Annotated in this window: 17 protein-coding genes and 1 pseudogene; 6 read left to right on the forward strand and 12 right to left on the reverse strand. The window is 67.7% G+C overall.

From position 1 onward, the window contains the following. Positions 1–3 precede the first annotated feature (3 nt). A complete protein-coding gene (locus QQM39_RS19350) occupies positions 4–546 on the reverse strand; it encodes a hypothetical protein (RefSeq protein WP_301998267.1) in 543 nt (180 codons plus the stop codon). A 688-nt stretch (positions 547–1,234) separates the two neighbouring features. Between QQM39_RS19350 and QQM39_RS19355 the strand changes: the two genes are divergently transcribed. The 4 genes from QQM39_RS19355 to QQM39_RS19370 all read left to right on the forward strand — a co-directional run bounded on the left by QQM39_RS19355 (position 1,235) and on the right by QQM39_RS19370 (position 3,526). Further along, positions 1,235–1,675 (forward strand): pyridoxamine 5'-phosphate oxidase family protein, encoded by a 441-nt coding sequence (locus QQM39_RS19355; RefSeq protein ID WP_301998268.1) that lies wholly within the window; start codon positions 1,235–1,237, stop codon positions 1,673–1,675. Positions 1,676–1,921: 246 nt separating this feature from the next. Further along, positions 1,922–2,116, forward strand: a complete 195-nt coding sequence (locus QQM39_RS19360) for a hypothetical protein (RefSeq protein ID WP_367668927.1) — start codon at positions 1,922–1,924, stop codon at positions 2,114–2,116. Next, entirely contained in the window at positions 2,109–2,795 is a 687-nt protein-coding gene (locus tag QQM39_RS19365) for a DUF6879 family protein (RefSeq protein WP_301998269.1), read from the forward strand. The genes QQM39_RS19360 and QQM39_RS19365 overlap by 8 nt, the downstream gene beginning before the upstream one ends. After that, on the forward strand, positions 2,792–3,526 hold the full coding sequence (locus QQM39_RS19370; RefSeq protein WP_301998270.1) for a DUF6082 family protein: 735 nt from the start codon (positions 2,792–2,794) through the stop codon (positions 3,524–3,526). The genes QQM39_RS19365 and QQM39_RS19370 overlap by 4 nt, the downstream gene beginning before the upstream one ends. Positions 3,527–3,612: 86 nt before the next feature. Here the strand turns inward: QQM39_RS19370 and QQM39_RS19375 are convergent. Together QQM39_RS19375 and QQM39_RS19380 are read right to left on the reverse strand one after the other, a co-directional pair. Then, a pseudogene (locus QQM39_RS19375) lies at positions 3,613–4,430 on the reverse strand (IS5 family transposase). Positions 4,431–4,520: 90 nt separating this feature from the next. Further along, positions 4,521–4,784: a hypothetical protein gene (locus QQM39_RS19380; RefSeq protein ID WP_301998272.1), complete on the reverse strand. Its 264-nt coding sequence runs from the start codon at positions 4,782–4,784 to the stop codon at positions 4,521–4,523. Positions 4,785–5,067: 283 nt separating this feature from the next. Here QQM39_RS19380 and QQM39_RS19385 point away from each other — a divergent pair, with 283 nt between their 5' ends. Further along, the gene (locus tag QQM39_RS19385) at positions 5,068–6,843 is read left to right on the forward strand and encodes an Hsp70 family protein (protein ID WP_301998273.1); all 1,776 of its coding nucleotides are present in this window, start codon (positions 5,068–5,070) and stop codon (positions 6,841–6,843) included. A gap of 14 nt (positions 6,844–6,857) precedes the next feature. Then, the gene (locus QQM39_RS19390; protein WP_301998274.1) at positions 6,858–7,595 is read left to right on the forward strand and encodes a hypothetical protein; all 738 of its coding nucleotides are present in this window, start codon (positions 6,858–6,860) and stop codon (positions 7,593–7,595) included. 264 nt (positions 7,596–7,859) lie between these two features. On the opposite strand, the gene QQM39_RS19395 is transcribed toward QQM39_RS19390, so the two are convergent. The 9 genes from QQM39_RS19395 to QQM39_RS19435 form a co-directional block, all read right to left on the reverse strand. Then, the gene (locus QQM39_RS19395; protein WP_301998275.1) at positions 7,860–8,750 is read right to left on the reverse strand and encodes a DUF5710 domain-containing protein; all 891 of its coding nucleotides are present in this window, start codon (positions 8,748–8,750) and stop codon (positions 7,860–7,862) included. A 296-nt stretch (positions 8,751–9,046) separates the two neighbouring features. Continuing rightward, positions 9,047–10,972: an ABC transporter ATP-binding protein gene (locus QQM39_RS19400; protein ID WP_301998277.1), complete on the reverse strand. Its 1,926-nt coding sequence runs from the start codon at positions 10,970–10,972 to the stop codon at positions 9,047–9,049. Positions 10,973–11,133: 161 nt separating this feature from the next. Beyond that, positions 11,134–12,219 carry a phosphotransferase enzyme family protein gene (locus QQM39_RS19405; RefSeq protein ID WP_301998279.1) on the reverse strand — a complete coding sequence of 362 codons (1,086 nt, stop codon included), beginning with the start codon at positions 12,217–12,219 and terminating at the stop codon, positions 11,134–11,136. A gap of 58 nt (positions 12,220–12,277) precedes the next feature. Then, positions 12,278–13,162, reverse strand: coding sequence for an aminoglycoside phosphotransferase family protein (locus tag QQM39_RS19410; RefSeq protein ID WP_301998280.1), 885 nt, complete (start codon positions 13,160–13,162; stop codon positions 12,278–12,280). 182 nt (positions 13,163–13,344) lie between these two features. Then, the gene (locus QQM39_RS19415; protein WP_301998281.1) at positions 13,345–14,781 is read right to left on the reverse strand and encodes a glutamine synthetase family protein; all 1,437 of its coding nucleotides are present in this window, start codon (positions 14,779–14,781) and stop codon (positions 13,345–13,347) included. Continuing rightward, on the reverse strand, positions 14,781–16,313 hold the full coding sequence (locus tag QQM39_RS19420; protein WP_301998283.1) for an amino acid permease: 1,533 nt from the start codon (positions 16,311–16,313) through the stop codon (positions 14,781–14,783). Before QQM39_RS19420 ends, QQM39_RS19415 begins: the two co-directional genes overlap by 1 nt. A gap of 73 nt (positions 16,314–16,386) precedes the next feature. Then, a complete protein-coding gene (locus QQM39_RS19425) occupies positions 16,387–17,391 on the reverse strand; it encodes a hypothetical protein (RefSeq protein ID WP_301998284.1) in 1,005 nt (334 codons plus the stop codon). A 214-nt stretch (positions 17,392–17,605) separates the two neighbouring features. Further along, the gene (locus tag QQM39_RS19430) at positions 17,606–17,800 is read right to left on the reverse strand and encodes a hypothetical protein (RefSeq protein WP_301998287.1); all 195 of its coding nucleotides are present in this window, start codon (positions 17,798–17,800) and stop codon (positions 17,606–17,608) included. Then, positions 17,800–18,246: a hypothetical protein gene (locus tag QQM39_RS19435; RefSeq protein WP_301998288.1), complete on the reverse strand. Its 447-nt coding sequence runs from the start codon at positions 18,244–18,246 to the stop codon at positions 17,800–17,802. Before QQM39_RS19435 ends, QQM39_RS19430 begins: the two co-directional genes overlap by 1 nt.

The raw sequence follows: 18,246 nt of genomic DNA on the forward strand, positions 1-18,246 counted from the left end.
TGGTTACAGCCACCCTCGCCGGTCGCCCAGGGCCGACTGGACCCGACGTACCTCCGGGTCCTCCGACAGAGGGGGGAGTTCGTCGAGCACCGAGGACCACTCCAGGATGATCGTGGCCGCGAGCTCGACCGAGCACTCCTCCTTGTCCTCGTACGAGCAGCGGCGGGCGACCCGCCGGATCAGCTTGGGATCGAGTACGGGAATGAGGGTCGCCCAACCCTCGACGAAGTCGTCCGGGGATTCCTCCGGCGAATCATCGGTCTGGTCCTCTTCCCATTCGGCAACGAGGATGTGAAGGATCTCGTGGAGGATGATCTGCCGCTGGTGCAGCCGGGTCGTCTCCTGCTGGTAGAGGATCACGTCCATCTGCGGCGTATCGACCCACAGCCCTGAGGGCCCGGGCTTCTCCAGCGGGAAGGGCCGCAGGACGATCGGACGTCCGCGCCTCTCACTGAGCGCCTTGACCAGCTCGTCCACGTCCAGAGGCGGGTGGATGCCGAGCTCGCGCAGCTCCTGCCGCAGTCGGCGGTGAAGATCGCGTTCCACGGTCCGCTCAGCAGTCCGCCAGCGCCCCAGCCTCCAGCGGCTCCCCCTCCCCCGCGCAGGCACCGGAGGTTGCGAAGCGTCGCGACGACTCTCTCCCAGAGACATTTGAGCTATCCCTTCGTACCGGCCGATCGGGCTCTTGCTCGGAGCCGGGCACCAGCCACCGCGGGTCAACGATGTTCGGGTCCCCGGCCAGCGCACGGAGGCGGTCACGGGCGCCGAGACCAGCACCGACCAAAGGGCGCATGCCTACCTCAGCGATCGAGCCACGAGGCGTGAGAGAGCCCCTCCAAGCCTGTTAGATCGCTAACGCGAACAGCTAAGCGACCCGTTGAAGCCTCTACGGGAACAGCTTCGGACCTTACGCGAGGCCCACATGAGATCAAGGCCGGAAAGTCACCCCTGAAGATCCAACGACCAGAGATCACCTGTCGCGGCAAAACCTGACAAACCAACCAATCCCGATTTCGATCATGGCCCTGAACTGCTGATTCACTTGCGTTCATATTGACCACTACCGCATCACCGACGGGTACATCCGTTATCTCTTTGAGACATTTAACGGGATCATAAGCCGTGCATTTAGTTACTAAAGGAGTGACCCTGCTGTTCCAGGGGCACGGAAAGATGTGTGTAAGGGGTCACTTCTGCGCCAATCTGTGCAGTCATCCGCGTTACGCTCCCGAGCATGCCTAGCGACATATTCAGCCAGACACCTGAGCACTCAGCGTTCTGGGGCGAATACCACCTGTGCACACTGACCACGCTTCGCGCCGACGGCACTCCCCACGTAGTGCCTGTCGGCGTGACGCTAGACGTCGACACAGGAGTCGCCCGAGTTATCACACGCAAACCAAGCAAGAAGGTCGCCAATATTCAGGCATCCCGCCCCGGCGAAGCTCGCGCGGTTGTCTGCCAGGTCGACGGAGGCCGCTGGGCCACCCTGGAGGGCACGGCCGAAGTGCTGACCGACGCGGCGGCGGTCGACGACGCCGTGGCCCGCTACGCGGACCGGTACGGCCGGACTCCGGCTCCGGACCCGGAGCGTGTGGTCATCGAGATCACGATCGACCGGGCCATGGGCCAGCTGAACGCCGCCCGACCGAAGACGGCGAGCGCTGCGACCTGACCGCGCGAGAGCCCCGGGAAGGGCAGAACCTGACATCTACGCCGATGTCGCCGGTGAGTTCAGTGGTGACGCCAACGGTGTCATTGCGGGTGCCCTGCCCGGTTGTTAGCCTCAGATCGATCTTCACGTGGTGTAGGCCTTCAACTACGGCTTGAGGTTGGGGAGATGGCGATAGGTCGCCCGTGGGAAGCGGATGCCGACGCTGGATTCGTGCGTCGTCTGGGCCGTTCACCACAGGAGTTGGGATTGACGAGCGGCTCGGAGAGTTGCCCGGACATCTGGGAGATGGACAACGGCGACGTCGCGGTGATCGGTCGTGACGTGACCGCTCTCGTGGCCGAGCGTCTGCCCGAGGGAGTCTCCGTCGGGCCCGACGAGCGCCTTGTGATCGTTCCGAGGAGCCTCCTCGCTGCTGCGAAGCCGGACATGCCCGATGCCTGATGTGAGCGCGGCCGAGCCACCGGGCGTCGACGCGCCGAGCATCAGCGCGCTTGTCGCGTCGCCGCCCGAAGCCCGAGGTCCTTTCCTGCCCGTCAGGGAATACCTTCAGGCGTTTCGGGAGGACTACGCCCGTCCCGAGGTGACGGCCTTCGACAAGTTGGAGTGCGGGCAGCACTTCCAGGAACCGGGTTTCTCGTCGTGGGAGGCGTTCAACCGAGGGGCTTGGCGCGAGTCCGTCGACCTGATCAAGGAGGTGCAGCCCGCGATCAAGCGGCAGTTCGAGGACGCTGAGTCCCGCGGTCTGGTACTGCGCCGGGCCCGCTACATCGAGCTCCCTCCGTCGGACTACCTTGTCTGGGAGATGGCCGTGCTCCGCGAGCGGGTCAGCCGGGGCGAGCACATCCGGGTCGTAGCCGGCCAGGGCCAACCCGGCTTCCAGGCACCCCCCCCCCGATGGTTTTCCGAACTTGTCATTCTCGGGTCCATCCGCCTCTATGAGCTGAGGTACGGACCGGACGGCGTGCTGGCCGGCGCGTACCAGTACGACGACGCCCAGTTGATCGAGGCCTGCCGCACCGACTTCGAGCAGCTCTACGACACGGGTGAGGACTTCTCGTCGTTCCACGACCGGATCACCGGCCCTCTGCTGCACGCCCGTTGCACGGAGGCGTCGGCATGACACCGCTTCCGGAACCCGTTCCCGGGACTGCCACCCGCGCGGCACGCGGCCTGCACGGACGCCCCTGGTACCGGTCGCGTGCGGCGACGCTGGCGTTGTCCGTGCTCGCCGTTGTGTGCGCGATGGGTCTCGTCGTCATTTCTCCCCTCGCGCTTCCCGCGCTGGACGGCAACGGAGAGGACTGGGAGCGGATCGGCGACATCGCCCAGGCCTACGGTGCCGTGTCCGCGCTCCTGTCCGGTCTGGCCGTCGTCGGCGTGGCGGCCTCGCTGGTCCTCCAAGCACGGGAAGCGAAGGCTGCCCGAGTGCAGAACACCCGCTTGATGCATATGGAGTTCACCAAGCAGGCCATGGAGAACCCGGAGTACCTCGACTGCTGGGGTGGACCCGACGCCTCCCGGACGGTTCTGCTCCGGCGGCAGCACATGTACGTCAACCTGGTGGTGTCGCACTGGGAGATGTGGTTCGAGCTCGGGGACCTCACGGAGCAGTGGCTGGCGTCCATGTGCGACGAGATTTTCGCCGGCGAGATCGGCCGCTCGTTCTGGGCACGGACCCGTGAAGCACGTATCTTGACCGCGTCCACGCGGCGGATGAAGCACTTCAACCAGATCATTGACGCCCGGTATGAGACGGCGCTCGACAGCCCACCACGGACCGGGTCGGCGTTGCCGGATCTTGGAGTGCCCGGAGTCGTGCCACCACGCGCGGCTGATCAAGACCAGTCCTGAACTCCTCGCATACTCAGGCGGACACACGATGCACGTGTGCGCCTCGCAAGTAGCAACCGCGCCTCCGACGCCCTCACTTACTGGCCCTAACAAAGCCTCTGGACGTGGCGGTGGGTAATCAGGCAGACCGCGAGTCCGAGGAAGGCCTCATGGATGTCGTCGCGTCGTTCCCAGCGGATCCGCAGGCGGCGGAAGCCGTGCAGCCAGGAGATCGTCCGCTCGACGACCCAGCGGAAGGTGCCCAGGCCGGTGCCGTGCGGCTGCCCCCGTTGGGCGATCGCGGGCCGGATCCCGCGTCTCCGCAGGAGCTGGCGGTACTTGTCGTGATCGTAGCCGCGGTCGGCGAAGAGCATGTCGGGACGGCGTCGTGGGCGGCCGACGACACCGGCGACCGCCGGGATCTTGTCCAGCAGCGGCAGCAGTTGGGTGACGTCGTTGCGGTTGCCGCCGGTCAGCGACACCGCGAGCGGGATGCCCTGGCCGTCGGTGATGATGTGGTGTTTGCTGCCCGGGCGTGCGCGGTCGACCGGGCTGGGCCCGCTTTTGGGCCCCTGCGTGCGGCCCGGACGTGGGAGGAGTCGATCACCGCCCGCGACCAGTCCAGCTGGTTCTTCGAGCGCAGCTTGTTCAGCAGCAGTTGGTGCAGCTGGTCCCAGACGCCGGCCTCGTTCCAGGCCGCCAGGCGCCGCCAGCAGGTCATGCCCGAGCCGAAGCCGAGCTCCTGGGGCAGGTACTCCCACTGGATGCCGGTGTGCAGGACGAACAAGATCCCGCACAAGGCCTGACGGTCGGGCACTCGCGGCCGTCCCTCGACCTGCTTCGGTGGCGGCTCGGGCAGCAACGGCTCGATGAGCGACCACAGTTCATCCGACACCATCCACGGCCGCGACTGACGCTTCCCCATGCCCACATCAACGAGCGATCAAGCGGACAGTCACATGATCAACCCGCTTTTGTTAGAGCCAGTTACTCCGACCCCAGCGATCGCATGTCTTCAATCCGCTCCGTTCCGCTTGAGAATGCTGCGAACGGTATTCCGCGAGTGCCCGGTGAGCTGCGCGATTTCCACTTCACTCAGCCCTGCTTTCTTCGCGCCAGTTACCAGGGGATCCCGCGAGGCGCGAATACGACCGTATTCAGCGAGTCGCTCACGCAGGTCATCTTCTGAGGCATCCTCACCCTGCGGCCGGTGTGCACCGGGACCGCTGGTTTCGTAGATGCCGATCAGGTGCGAGCGTCTCGTGCTGTCGCTGTGCATGCGGGCACGCTAACCCGTAACAGCCTGCGAATGCGCAGTTCTGCGCACCCGTGTTCAGGCTTGCACACGACTGTTGCGCCGTTCGGGTGGCCGTGTGCCCACCGTGGGCACACGTCCTTGAGCGAAGCGAGTGTTTCTGCCAGATCTGGGACTGCCGCTGCGCTCTCAACCGGGCTTCCTGTGCAGTTCTGCACAGCGCACCCCGAGTTGTCTGATCGTCAGCGGAGGCCCGCCTGTCCCATCTCTCATCGAAATGAGCCTCGTGTTCTCAGCTCGCCTTGTCGTGGCCATTGACGTCGGCACGCACGCCATCGGTTCGTCCTGGTGCGTCATTTCAGACTCCAACGCCGACCCGGTCAGCCGGAAAATCCACTTCTCCAATCAATGGGAGTCCCAGCCTGCACCGACCGCCAAGAACCTGTCCGCCCTCCTGCTGGACGCCGACGGAAATCTGATCGCCTGGGGGTACGAAGCCCGTCGCCTATGGCTGACTCAGGGAGCCGAACTCCGTGAGAAGGGCGCTCGCTATCACCAGGGCTTCAAAATGGATCTCGGCACGCATCCGGTGTCAGATCCGGAGAACGCGATCCTGGCCGGGAACGACCCGGCCGAGGAGGAGAGTGCCCAGCCAGCGGCGGGTTCCGCCGGCTTGAGCGTCGACGAGGTGACGCCAGACCTGCTGTCGACGTTGCTGCGTCAGGTGGTGACGACGACGCTTGGGCAGATCACTGCCGCCGGCTACGACGAGGACGATCTGCGCTGGTGTCTGACCGTCCCTGCCTGTTGGAGCGACTACCAGAAGGCGGTGATGCGGGACGTCGCCAAGAACGCCGGCCTCCCCGGCGAGGACGGCCGGGTGCTGCTGTCCCTGGAGCCGGAATCGGCGGCGCACTATGCCCGCGTCAGCGGCGTGCGCGTCATCGGCGAGGACGACGAGGCGGGCGAGGACCTAATGGCGCCCGGGGCTCGCTTCATGGTGGTGGACTGCGGCGGCGGCACCGTCGACATCACCGCCTACGAGAACGACGCGGACGGAAAGATGGTCGAGATCGGCCGCTCGATCGGAGACCGGTTCGGCTCCGACTTCCTCAACCGGGCCTTCGAGAACAGCCACTTGGCCGAGTGCCTCGGCGACACGGACATCCTGGACGAGATCAGGGACAGCTGCCCCGAAGCCCTGCTCAACCTCATCGACCAGTGGGAGCGCGCCAAGCTGCACGTCACCCTCGACCAGGAGGACAGCATCAACCTGCTGATCCCCTCCGCCATCGACCGCCGCATCGGCGCGGCCGTACGCAAGCGCCTGGCCCGGCGCCAGAACAAGGTCAACGACTCCATCGTGCTGACCCCCGCAGACATCCACGCCCTGTTCGACACCGTCGTGCCCGGCACCCTGGACCTGATCGACACCCAGCTGCAGGCGATGGCCGCCACGCGCGGCGACAACACCAGGCCCGACGTCATCCTCCTCGTCGGCGGCTTCAGCAGTTCCCCCTACCTTCAGCAAGCCGTCAAGGAACGCTTCGGCGACCGCGCCCTCGTGATGGTGCCCCCCAACCCCGATATCGCCGTGCTGTTCGGCGCCACCCACTTCTGCTACGACCCACAGACACGCGCCCGACGCAGCCGGTTCACCTACGGCACCGAGGTGAACAAGCCGTTCAAGGAAGGAGTCGACCCCGAGGACAAGCGGTACGTGACCACCTACGGCCTGGTCACCTGCCGTGAGCGGTTCTCCGTGTTCGCCCGCGCCGGAGAGTCCATCGCCACCGATGCCGAGGTGATGCACGGCTACGTCCCGTTGGAGGACGACGTCGACGCCATGGAGTTCGACATCTTCGCCACCAACGACACCGACCCTCGCTACGTCACCGACCCGGGCTGCGACCTCATCGGCACGGTACGGGTGGATCTCGCTTCCGTCATGCGGTTCCCGCGCCGGGAACGGTCGGTGCGGGTCTTCATGAAGTTCGGCGAGACCGAGATCAAGGTCCGGGCCGAGCTCGTCCACGGCGGGCAGAGCGTGGCCACCGAGGTCCGCTTCCACTCCAACTACTGACTAACAGAGGATCCATGGACATCATCGGCATCTTCAGCCACCACACGCAGGAGCGGAGCCGCCCAGCGCCTCCCTCAGCCCGACCCGCCACCTACGACGCCTTGCCTGAGGACCCGCTGAAGCAGGCCCTCAGGCGGATCGGCCAGCTGGAACAGACCGTCAAAGCCGGAGAACAGCAGCACGCCCAGATGCGTCGGTCCATCGAGCGCCTGGAACGCCAGGTGGGAATCCTCCTAGCCGCCCGGCTGGAAGGGCGAGACGACCTGGCCGCAGCGCCGCATGGCGACCACCAAGTCCTCGCCCGCCGCTTCCGCACCCTCATCGAACAGAACTTCCTCACCTTCGCCCGCCGCTACGCCAGCCGGTGCGACCGTGTCCTGGACCGGCCCGCCACGGAACAGACCGCCCGGCTGATCAGCCTGCTCAGCCGACAGCTCTTCACCGAGGCCCAGCCCCTCCCCACGGTCCAGGACACCATCCGCCTTCTACATCTGCCGGAACACGACGGGCACATCGAGGCCGCCATCACCGCTCTGCGCGAACACTGCGCCGATCTCGCCACCCGCATCCGCCACGCTGGCCTGGACCATGCCTGGGACTTCACCGCCTCCAGCGGTACCCCTGCCGACCCCACACGCCAGGACGTCTGGGCCGCCTGCGACGCCCGTGCGCCCGTCAGCTTCATCGTCTCCCCCGCCTACCTCGTCAGCGGCCGCATGTACTGTCCGCAACTCGTCTTCACCACGCGGTAGACGGCCGCTTCGACCACACTCCCTCGCTGTGCTGTTGTCGAAGAGCACAGCGAGGGCGGTCGGAAGCCCCAGCGCTGGCTGGACTGTGCCTGTTCGGTCCGGACTGCGGTGGCGACTCATCGGCACCGCCCAGCCGGTTCGTCTCGTCGGGGACGAGGCCGAAGTCAAGGCCCTAAACATCGACCCGGTCCATGCCGACCGGCGTGGTGACACGGCCTGCCCGGGTATCCCTGTGGTCCCCGGGCAGTAGGCGCCTCCAAGAGGTCAGCCACGGCGGAAGAGCCGCCGCAACACCGAAGGCGCCTTCTCCCCGCGCGGCCCAGGCACCGCGCGATCCCCGGGCCGGGACTGAGCTTCCGGAGTGCGGTGGGAGGAGGGCAGGGCAATGCCGCGTTCGACGGCGATCCGCGCCACGATCTCCCCTGCATCGGCCGCAGCGGGGGCAGGCCGCGGGATTCCGCGTTCAGCGGCGAGCGTCGCTGCCGCGACCCCTCGTCGCTCGCCCGCGCGAGGCGGGCGCTGGACGGTGACCCCGGCATCGGTGAGGATGCTCAGATCCAGCGTCCAGGCCGTCGCCGACCGCGCCTCCCACATGTTGAACGCGTAGCGGATGTGGCTGCGGGCCTCGACACGGCTCATCCCCGTGACCTTGACCAGATGCGCGAACGCCTTCGACTCCAGGCCTCGGAGCTGGGCGTATCCGTAGTGAGTGACGGTGTGGCAGTCCGTGCACAAGCAGATCAGCCGCTTCAGGCGCTGGGTGCAGGCGGCGTCGTCGTACACCCACCGCTCGTGGGCCTCCAGCCACCGCTTGGCATCACGGTTCTCCGCGGCACCGCAAGCCTCGCACCGCATCCCGGCCCGTCGGGTGATCATCCGGCGAAGCCGTTCCCAGTCCCGCGGCGTCACGCAGGAGCGTACGTTGGTGAACCAGCAACTGGAGGGCACCAAGTCGACGAACAGTCCCTCGCCCAGGGTCCGGTCCTCGCCGGGAAGCAGGTCTGGCACGTCCGGGGCCGCAGCCCACGGCTCCAAGGCCGTCATGCCCCTACGGGGTGCGTACCAGCGCTTGGCAACTGGATCCCACCGGGCCCCGGCCGTCTTCGCCTGGTCTTTCTCCGCATACGGAACATCCAGCCAGATCCGCTCGGCCATCGTTGCTCCCTCTACTCCTACCGAGGTGGTGTAAGGAACTCGCCCTCGGTAACACGACGCTACCGGCCGCCCGCTGACCCGGGCAGACGATCTGCGATCTTCGGTCCGGCCAGCGGGGAGCAAGACCAGCGGATCGGGCCGCGGTACAACAGGGGCTGTAGAACGGCAAGATGGAACCTCTCGTTCCCACAGCAGTCCGTGCCGCCACACGGTCACCAGGGCCGCGCACGACGCCTGCGTGGAGGCCAAGGCCGCCTTCCTGGAGGCCTCCCGGCACGACCACGAAGCCGCGGATCCTAGTTGAGCGGTACACACCCCGTGCGCTCGTTCTGCAGATCCCACAGTTCGCGGAACAAGCCGTCCCGTTGGGCCAGCAGTTCCTCGGGGGTGCCGTGCTGGATGACGCGCCCCTTGTCCAGAACAACGATGCGGTCTGCGACGGTCACATTCGTGAGCCGATGGGTGACCAGGACGACTGCGCGGTCGGCGGCGAGGCGGCGTAGTCCGGTGAAGATGCGGTGCTCGGCCCTCGGGTCCAGGGCGGCGGTCGGTTCGTCCAGGACGAGCAGTCCGGCCGGCCGGTGGAACGCTCGGGCGAGCGCGATCCTCTGCCACTGTCCCCCGGACAGTTCCTGGCCGCCCCACCATTCCTTGGCCAGCAGGGTGTTCAGCCCGCTGCGCAGCCCGTCGACGACCTCGTCGGCACCCGCGGCCTGCGCCGCGGCGAGCACGGCAGCGTCTCCCTCCTCGGTGGCCTGTCCGAGGGTGATGTTCTCCCGCGCTGAAAGAGGCCAGGCCGCGTAGGACTGCGGCACGACAGCGACACGCGCCCAAGTGGCGTGCGCGTCCAGTTGCCTGGTGTCGGTGCCGTCCCAGGAGACGGCTCCTTGGTCGGGTAGGTACAGGGCCGAGAGGATCTTGCTGAGAGTGGTCTTGCCGGAACCGTTCTCGCCCACGAGTGCGACGACTTCGCCGCGCCGGACCTCCAAGGAGACGTCGTTAAGGGCGGGACGGTCGGCGCTCGGGTACTGGAAGGTGATGTTCTCCGCGCGTACGACGGCGGGGGCGGCCGGCGCCTGGGAGCCCCGGTCGATGCGGTGTCCGCCGGCCTCGTCGATGAAGTCCGCCCAGTCGTCCAAGAACATGCCGGTACGGAAGAGTTGGGCTCCGTAGCCGACGATCCCGTCCAGTCCCGCGCTGACGCGCCCCAGCGCGAGGAACGCGGTGCCGAGGGCGGCGACGGAGATCTGCCCGGCAGACACCAGCAGCGCGAGGGCCACCCACACCACCGCGTGGGCAAGGCCTCCCGCAGCCCCGCCCACCAGGGAGATCCTGGCGGAGCGCCAGGTGGCCTGGTCGGTGGTTCTGTCGATCCGCGCCCCGGCCGTGCGGTACTTGTCGAGGAGGAACGGTGCCATGGTGCCGGAGCGGACCTGGTCGGCGGTCTGCTTGTCGACCATGTACCAGCGCAGCATGCCCAGTAGTCGCCGGTCCTTCGACGTGGCGAGCGAGGCGATGTAGCTGATGCGCGCTGCGCGGACGCTGGCCAGGCCCTTCGGCAGAGCCGCCAGGACAAGCAGAGGCAGAAGGATCGGGTGCACGGCGGTCAGGACGCACGCCGAGGCGATCAGCGATGCCGACGCGGCGAGGATGTACTGGGCTTGGGTGAGAAGGTCCCTGGAGACCTCCACTCCACGGTCGGCCGCGTCCCAGCGGTCGTTGTATCCGGGGTTGTCGTACGCGGCCAGTTCCGCCTTGGTCGCCGCGTCGAGGAGCTTGAGTTCGGCCTCCCGGGCGATACGCGGGGCCAACCGGGCCGACAGCGCGGTGGAGGCGATACCCAGCAGGGCACGGAGACCGATGGCGCCGGACAGGACGACAAGGGAAGGTACGGCGGAGCGGAGCTGGTCACCGGTGATGTGCTGCGAGGCGATCAACGGCTTGATCACCCCGGTGGTGGCCATCAGTCCGAACGCCTCCAGGACTCCCGAGAGGAGCTGGACGCCGAGCAGCGCGAAGACTGCAGCGCGGTCGACCTGCCAGCCCAACGCGAGGGAGCGGCGGATCAGTTGGGGCAGACGCTTGGCCATCGAGCGGGTCGTGATCGCGTTGGCGGCCTCGATGCGGCGATCGCCAGGGATGACGAACTTCAGTTCCTCGTCCGAGACCTCCGATTCGTCGGTCGGCTCGGTCGACTCGGTGGGCTTCGGGATGGTTGTCATCGACTCCAGCCCTCCGGCGGCACCCGGTGCTCTGCCAGGGAGGCCGCGTGAAACCCCGACAGCGCGCGCTGCGCGCGGATGAGTACCGCGTGCGGACCGATCACGGTTTGATACGCCAAGACGTCCCCCTGTATGCCGTGTGTGGTTGAGGCTGTCGTTCGTCAGTCGGTTCGTTCAGTGGGGTCGAAAGCCGCTGGATGGTCACGCCGTACCTCCGCTCGCTCCGAGGGCGGAGAGCTCGTCCTCGAGGCCCTCCAGGTCATCGAGCAAGCGTCGGATGGCGATCTGGCGCTCGCCCCAGTGCTGCTGTAGATCCGCCTCCGCCTCCCGCGGCAGGTCGTACTCGGGGTGGTGGCGCCGTAGAAGCTGAACAGCATGTACAGCAGCGCAATCCGCGCGCAGGCCCGCACTTCCCGCATCGGGAAGCTGGGGTGCTCCGAGCGGTAGGCCCTGACCATGGCCAGGGCGCAAGTGGCCCACTCGGTGCTGGTGGCGACGGTGCGAGGGTCGAACGCCGCGCGCCCCAGCTCCCAGGCCGGCGTCGCGCTGGCGCAGCGGAAGTCGATGACACCGGTGACGGCGTCAGCGAGGGTGATCAGGTTGGTGCGGGTGAGGTCCGCGTGCAGCGCCTGTTCCACCAAGGTCTCGGGGACATGCTCCCGCAACTGGAGGGTGTGGGCCCGCAGGTCCGAACGCCGCTGGTCGAGGTCGACTCGCAGTTGATCCAGCCGGTCGTGGCCTTGGCGCGTGGCCCTGGCCATCACGGTGTCGCACTTCGCCACGGCGTCCTCGACGGGCTCGGTCCGCCAGCGGGTGTGCTGCACGCGCTTGGGGAGCGGGTACGCGGCGAGCGCACGGTGCATGCGCCCCATGACGACGCCGATGTGCTCTGCGAGGGGGACCGTCATCGCGGATGTCGTCACCCGGCCGGGAGCCTCGTCGACCACGGCCCATGCGCTGCCTCCGGCGATGGTGACCAGGTTGTCGTCAGCGTCGGGCCACACCCGTGGAACGGGAAGCCTCGCGGCCCGGCAGTACTCCGACATGTCCCACGCGCTGCGTGCCGGGCCCAGGCCGGCCATCGAGCGGTACTGCTTGACGAACAGCCTCAGCCCGTCGGCTGTCAGGACTCGCCGGTTGATGGTCTCCGTGCCCATGTGCACCGGTTCCACAACGTCGGCAACCAGCCCGTACCGGCCTTCCAGTACCTCGGCGGTCAGCGTCTCGCCCCAGCCTGCTTCGCCCATACGGATCACCGGTCTCCGTGTACGGACGGACGGCGGGCCGTGAGGACGGTGAAGGCGTTCACGCGCGCCACCCGCCCCACACCCGCTTGCCGGTCTCCAGGCGCAGGTTCTCCAGCATGGTGTGCGCCTCGTCAACCAGGCCGATGTCACGGTGCTTGATCCCCCAGTCCAGAGAGTCCAAGGCATCCAGTGCCCCGTACGCCTGGCACGCGATCTGTTCCTCCGCGGTGAGGGGGCGGCCGTATCCGCTGTGGAACGCGGCGTGGATGTCGGGGCGGTGGCGCAGGATCCGGTAGCGCAGTCGGCTCAGGTCCCGGTAAGCGGCGGGCCGAAGCTCGGCCCGTTCGTAGTCGATGACCCGGAGCCGCTGCTCGGCCTCGTCCCACATCCAGTTCTTGGGCATGTAGTCGCCGTGCTGGGATACGCGAGGCAGGCTCGGCGGAGCTTCCCCAGCGAGCATGCGCACCATCGCGAGGTCGTGTTCCGGCACGTTCGTCGCCGTGCGCTCCAGGAGCTGGGCGACTGTCTCGTCCCACATCTCCTCTGTCTCTTCCAGCGTGGGCTCGTCGGCTGCCGCGGTGTGGTGCCGGGCGAGCAGTTCGCCGGCCTGCTCGTAGGCCGCACGCTCCTGCTCGGCCGGCAGGCGCAGTGTGTCGAGGCTGCGTCCAGGCACGGCGGTGATCAGGATGGTGCACGTCTGCGTGTCCGCGGCGACGAGCTCGGGTGCACGGTCGGCACCCAGGGCGACGGTCCACTTCTGGTACGCGGTCACTTCGCGACGGTGGAGTTTCGGGCCCGCGTGGAGCTTGCCGAACCACCGGTCTCCACCAGGTGCTTTGACCTCCCAGACGGAAGGTCTGATGTCGCCGGGCCTGGGATGTTCGGCGACCACCGTGTACGTGTCGGTCACCGACTCCACCAGTTGGTGGAGCGCGCTGGGCATGTCGATCACGGTGCGCCCTTCCGCTCGCTTGGCCGCCCGACCGCGCCACGATGGGTGACGGATGGGACGCGCTCAGTGTCCTGTCGTGGGTGGGTAGCTTGCCAAGGGCCACTGACAATGCGGCCTGAGCTGGTCATCTGCGGACGCTCACGGCTGTATGTCCCTCCTGGGAAGCGGGCTGGTCAGGCACGGGCCAGCCACCGCTGACGCTCGGCATCGGTGACGAGGCGCTCGTCGTGGGCGAGTTCGAGCCCGGCGAGGCGGGCGTAGTGCTCGACCACCTCGGTGCCGAAGGCCTGCCGCGCGAGCGCGCTGTCCTGGAATGCGGTCAGGGCCAAGCCGAGGGTGGATGGCACTGGGGCTTCTGTTCCACTCGCGCGGTAGGCGTTGCCGGTCGCTTCGGGACCAAGGGCGAGCTTCCGTTCCAGACCGTGGTCCATGGCGGCCAGCACCGCCGACAGCGCCAGATACGGATTGGCGTCCGCACCCGGCACACGGATCTCCAGGTGCAGCCCTTCGCCGCGGCCGACGACGCGGACCGCGCAGGTGCGGTTGTCGCGGCCCCAGGTGAACGTGGTCGGCGCGAAAGAGCCGGGCGTGAACCGCTTGTAGGAGTTGACGCTGGGTGCGTAGAACGGGCCCAGCTCGGGCAGGCCGGCGAGCAGACCCGCGATGGCGTGCTGACCGATCTGGGACAGTTCGTGCTCGGTGCCGGGCTCGTGGAGTTGGCTGATGGCCTTGGACCACAGCGACACGTGCAGGTGCAGGCCGTTGGCTCGGCCGGTTTCCGGGGCTGCCATGAACGTGGGTGCCAGGCCGGCGCGCGAGCCCAGAGTGCGCACGGCGTGCTTGAAGAGCGGGTGCCGGTCGCAGGCGGTGAGCGCGCCGCCGTACGGGAAGGTCACCTCGACCTGGCCGGGGCCTGCTTCGGTCTTGATCGCTTCCACGGGCATCCCCGCCCCGGCGAGCGCCCGCTGGAGACGGCGCAAGTACCGGTCGGATACAGGGTCGTGGTCGAGGGCGTAGTCCAGGTTCTCCGTCGTCAACGGCTGTAGCCCCTGATAGCCAGCCTGTTCCGCGTCCCCGTACGTGCCCTTGTAGAGGACGAACTCGGTCTCGATCCCCACCTTGGGATGCAGCCCGTGCCGCGACAGTCGGGTCAACTGTTGGTGGAGGATCTGGCGGGGCGCGATGTCGATCAGCGTCCCGTCGTGGTGCACCGCATCGCCGAGCACGGCAACGGTGCGAGGCAGCCACGGCACCGCGCAGAGGGTCGACAGAGCCGGTTGCACGGACAGGTCCTGGTAGCCGGTCTCCCACGAGGTCAGGGCGAAGCCGTCCGCCGGGTTCATGTAGACGTCGGTGGCCAGGACGTAGGCGCACACCTCAGCGCCGTCATGCGCGACGCGCTTCAGGAAGTGGTTCGCGTCGTAACGCTTCCCCTTCAGCCTCCCCTGCAGATCAGGGACGGCGAGCAACACCGTGTCGATCGCACCCGCCTTGACGAGGTTCCGCAGGTCGGACAGGGAGAGGCCCTTCCCGGAGCGCCCGCCCTGCTCGGGGACAGGTGCGGGGGCCAGTCGGGCCACGGTGCCGTTGCCGCTCGTGTTTCTCGTCATCAGACGACCTCGTCTTCGTAGGTAGTCGCCGAGCGGTCGAAGTTCTGGGCCGGCACTTCATAGGAGTTGCCCTGCTTCCGCCACCACCCCCAGGCGAGGGCCAGGACGACGAACAAAGCGATAGGCGCGTAGTTGAAGGTCTCTACGGAGACCAGGCCGCCGTCTGCGGGGCGCGTCTGCGGCAGACAGAACAGCACCGTCACGAACACCACCCAGACAACGGCGATCGTGCCGACGGCCACACCCCAGTTGCCGAGGTTCCAAGGGCCGGGCCGGAAGCGATCGCGGTTCTTGATGCGCAAGTAGATCGGGATCGCGTACGCCGGGGTGATCCCGACCACGTTGATACTGGTGATCGCCGCGTACGCGACCGGGCTGTACAGGCTCGGCAGGGCCAGCACGGCGGCGCACACGACCGCCAGCAGCACGGCCATGCGTGGGGTTCCAGTGCGGCGGTCGACCTGCCGCCACAGGTGCGAGCCCGGCAGCGCCCCGTCGCGCGAGAACGCGAACACCATCCGGCTGGCCGCGGCGGTCTCGGCATTGCCACAGCACAACTGCGCGATGATCACCACCAGGAGCAGCGCCTTCGCCCCCGCCACGCCCAGCGCGTCCAGGAAGATCTGCGCCGGCGGCACCCCCGTCGCCGTGCCCACGGTGCCCGCGTAGTCCTGGATCGCGAACGTGAGCCCGGCCAGCAGGACGAACCCGGCTAGCCACGACCACCCGATCGCGTGGATGATCCCGCGGGATGCGGACACCTGGGCGTCGGTGGTCTCCTCCGACAGGTGCGCGGAGGCGTCGTAACCGCAGAACGTGTACTGGGCCAGCAGCAGACCGAGCACTGCCACGTACAGAGGGCTGGACCAGCCGGTGTTGTTGACGAACTCGCCGAAGACGAAGTCGGCGGACTGGTGGTGGGAGGGCACGATCGCCAGTGCTCCAACGATCACCGTGACGCCGGCGAGGTGCCACCAGACGCTGATGCTGTTGAGGATGCTGACCAGCCGGACCCCGAACAGGTTCAGGGCGAGGTGCAGAGCAAGGATGCACAGGAAGATCACCATGATCGCGCCGGGCGTAGGCTCGAAACCCCACTGCAGGTTTAACAGGGCGCCCGTGAACAGCGCGGCCCCGTAGTCGATGCCGGCGATGGCGCCGAGCAGGCCCAGCAGGTTCAACCAGCCTGTGTACCAGCCCCATTTCCGTCCGCCCAGTTGCTCTGCCTGGTAGTACAGGGCCCCGGAGGTCGGATAGGCGGAGGTCACCTCGGCGAGTGCGGCGCCGATGAACATCACCATGGCGCCGACGATCAGCCAGCCCCACAGCATCACCGACGGGCCGCCGGTGTTCAGGCCGAAGCCGTACAAGGTCATGCAGCCGGACAAGACGCTGATGACGCTGAAGGAGATCGCGAAGTTCCCGAACGGCCCCATGCGCCGGGTCAGCACGGGCTCGTAGCCCAGCTCCCGCAGGTATGCGTCATCGGGCTTTCGGGACGTCGCACGGTGGTTCGAACTCAAGCGAGACACAGGTCAGTCTCCAAACTCGGGGATCTCTAGGCAGGTTCATGCCAATAGAGGCTTGGCTGGCAGCGGATGCCGATCACGGGTGCGGCCCGGCGCGCGGCCTATGGTTGCGGGCGTACGAGAGGGACTCGGCGCGCGCTCGAAGGAGCAGCGCCTCGCCAGGGTCCGGCCCCGCCGCACCGTCGTGCACCGACGCCCACGGCTCGCGGGCGGCATACGGGCCCATCGCCTCGAACACCTCGGCGGCCTCCACGTACTGGTGTCCCGCCCACAACGCGTAGGCCAGGAGGTTCAGATCGGCCACCGAGTGCTGCCCGACGGGCACCTTGTGGAACCAGTCGTGAAAGGCGGCCAGTGTGTAGTCGAGTGTCGACTCCTGCGCCCACTGCCGCCGCCACAGCGGATCGGCGCGCGATTGCCGACGCTGCTCGATCTGTGCGTACGCCGGCAGAAGCAGCAGCGGCGATCCGACGGGACGCTGCGAGGCGACGGATCGGCCGAAGTCGAAGACCGCGGCCAAGGAAGCGCCACGCGGCCCCTCAAGGGCGAGCATGAACTGCAGCACGCGATGGTAGGCCTCGCGGTTGTACGGATCACGCTGGTTGACCTCGTACAACAACCCCCACGGACCGCTGGGCAGCATCGGCTCGTTGGGCCTCATTCGGTGTTCCTGACGCAGTTGCCGCGTGTCGATCTGGGCCAGCGCCGCGAGGCACACCCACGGCACGGGGTCATGCGGCGCACGACGAGATGCCAGGAGAGCCACACGTCGCGCCCTCGTCTCGAACTCCAAGGTCCGAGGGTGCTGTTGACGGTGTGCGCGCAGCGCCCTCTCGACGACGACACGGACAGCCATCAACTGCGCGTCGTAGCTGTCCGGCTCCTCGGCGAGCCAGACGTCGACCACGTCCGATCGGGCGGCTGCCACGGCCAGCAACTGAGTGCGCGACGTGCGCAATGGCCAGTGCGTGCCCGTCTTGTACAGCAGCTCCCGCGCCGGCTTCCAACGCCCAGCCTCCAGTTCGACCAGGGCCGTGCGTAGGTCGTCGTCATGGCCGGCCGGGTGGTAGACGAGACGCATCAGAGTCCCTCGGCGTGGGCCAGGCGCCGCTGGCGAGCGGGATGGGGGCCGTTCGTCCGACGCACGCCCATCGTGCGGGGGGACGCGCTCTCCGAGCTGAACGTGAATGTCATCGGGGGCCTTAGGCAAGTTGGGGGGGGACGGGGCCGCGAAGTGATCGGGGCGGACCGCCGGCCTGGCAGCGAAAGGGGATTCGGAAGCCGCGTCGCGCTCCCTAGAAGCGAATCTGTCCGATCATGTCGGCGACGCCGGTCACGAGCCGGTTGATGTTCGGGGCGATGGAAGTGCTCGCCAGGAAGAACCCGAAAAGCACGCAGACGATCGCTGGTCCGGGCTTCACGGATTTGCTCCGGATCAGAAGCACCACGACGATGCCGAGGACCAGCACAAAGGAGATGCTCAGAGCCATCAGGAGGCTGCTTCCTCTGCGGGCCCTCGCCGCTCCCGGCGAGCCTGGCTCAGCGCGCGGCGGAGAGCATCGGGTCGCGTCAGCGATCGCGGGCCTCGGGGAAAGACGTGCCAGTGCATCCCCGGAGGTGTCGTGCTCTCCGCGGACGGCACGACGACGTGGCACTTCTGCCCCAGCGCAACGGTCCCCGGCTCCTCCCAGCGGGCTGCGGTACCCACGGGAACGAGGAAGTACAGCCGGGGCTCCGGACCCCCGTGGTCAAGGATCACCGGGCCGACCGGTTCGTCGCCCTCGCCGAGGATCTCGATCGCGCGTCGGCCCACGGCCTCCACGGCACGTACGGCGTCCCACCACTCCCCCGCCGAGCACAACTCGGGCTCCTCGCCGATGGGCATCCAGCGCGGCGGGTTCGCGCGAGCTGCGGGATTGTCGTCGGACTCGGACAT

The sequence above is a fragment of the Streptomyces sp. DT2A-34 genome, assembly GCF_030499515.1.
GTDB lineage: Bacteria > Actinomycetota > Actinomycetes > Streptomycetales > Streptomycetaceae > Streptomyces.

Coding starts and splice junctions, on each gene's coding strand:
- QQM39_RS19365 (WP_301998269.1), top strand. CDS start 2,109: ATGCCTGATGTGAGCGCGGCCGAGCCACCGGGCGTCGACGCGCCGAGC.
- QQM39_RS19405 (WP_301998279.1), bottom strand. CDS start 12,219: ATGGGCGAAGCAGGCTGGGGCGAGACGCTGACCGCCGAGGTACTGGAA.
- QQM39_RS19410 (WP_301998280.1), bottom strand. CDS start 13,162: ATGCCCAGCGCGCTCCACCAACTGGTGGAGTCGGTGACCGACACGTAC.
- QQM39_RS19395 (WP_301998275.1), bottom strand. CDS start 8,750: ATGGCCGAGCGGATCTGGCTGGATGTTCCGTATGCGGAGAAAGACCAG.
- QQM39_RS19380 (WP_301998272.1), bottom strand. CDS start 4,784: ATGCACAGCGACAGCACGAGACGCTCGCACCTGATCGGCATCTACGAA.
- QQM39_RS19425 (WP_301998284.1), bottom strand. CDS start 17,391: ATGCGTCTCGTCTACCACCCGGCCGGCCATGACGACGACCTACGCACG.
- QQM39_RS19390 (WP_301998274.1), top strand. CDS start 6,858: ATGGACATCATCGGCATCTTCAGCCACCACACGCAGGAGCGGAGCCGC.
- QQM39_RS19370 (WP_301998270.1), top strand. CDS start 2,792: ATGACACCGCTTCCGGAACCCGTTCCCGGGACTGCCACCCGCGCGGCA.
- QQM39_RS19430 (WP_301998287.1), bottom strand. CDS start 17,800: ATGGCTCTGAGCATCTCCTTTGTGCTGGTCCTCGGCATCGTCGTGGTG.
- QQM39_RS19355 (WP_301998268.1), top strand. CDS start 1,235: ATGCCTAGCGACATATTCAGCCAGACACCTGAGCACTCAGCGTTCTGG.
- QQM39_RS19415 (WP_301998281.1), bottom strand. CDS start 14,781: ATGACGAGAAACACGAGCGGCAACGGCACCGTGGCCCGACTGGCCCCC.
- QQM39_RS19435 (WP_301998288.1), bottom strand. CDS start 18,246: ATGTCCGAGTCCGACGACAATCCCGCAGCTCGCGCGAACCCGCCGCGC.
- QQM39_RS19400 (WP_301998277.1), bottom strand. CDS start 10,972: ATGACAACCATCCCGAAGCCCACCGAGTCGACCGAGCCGACCGACGAA.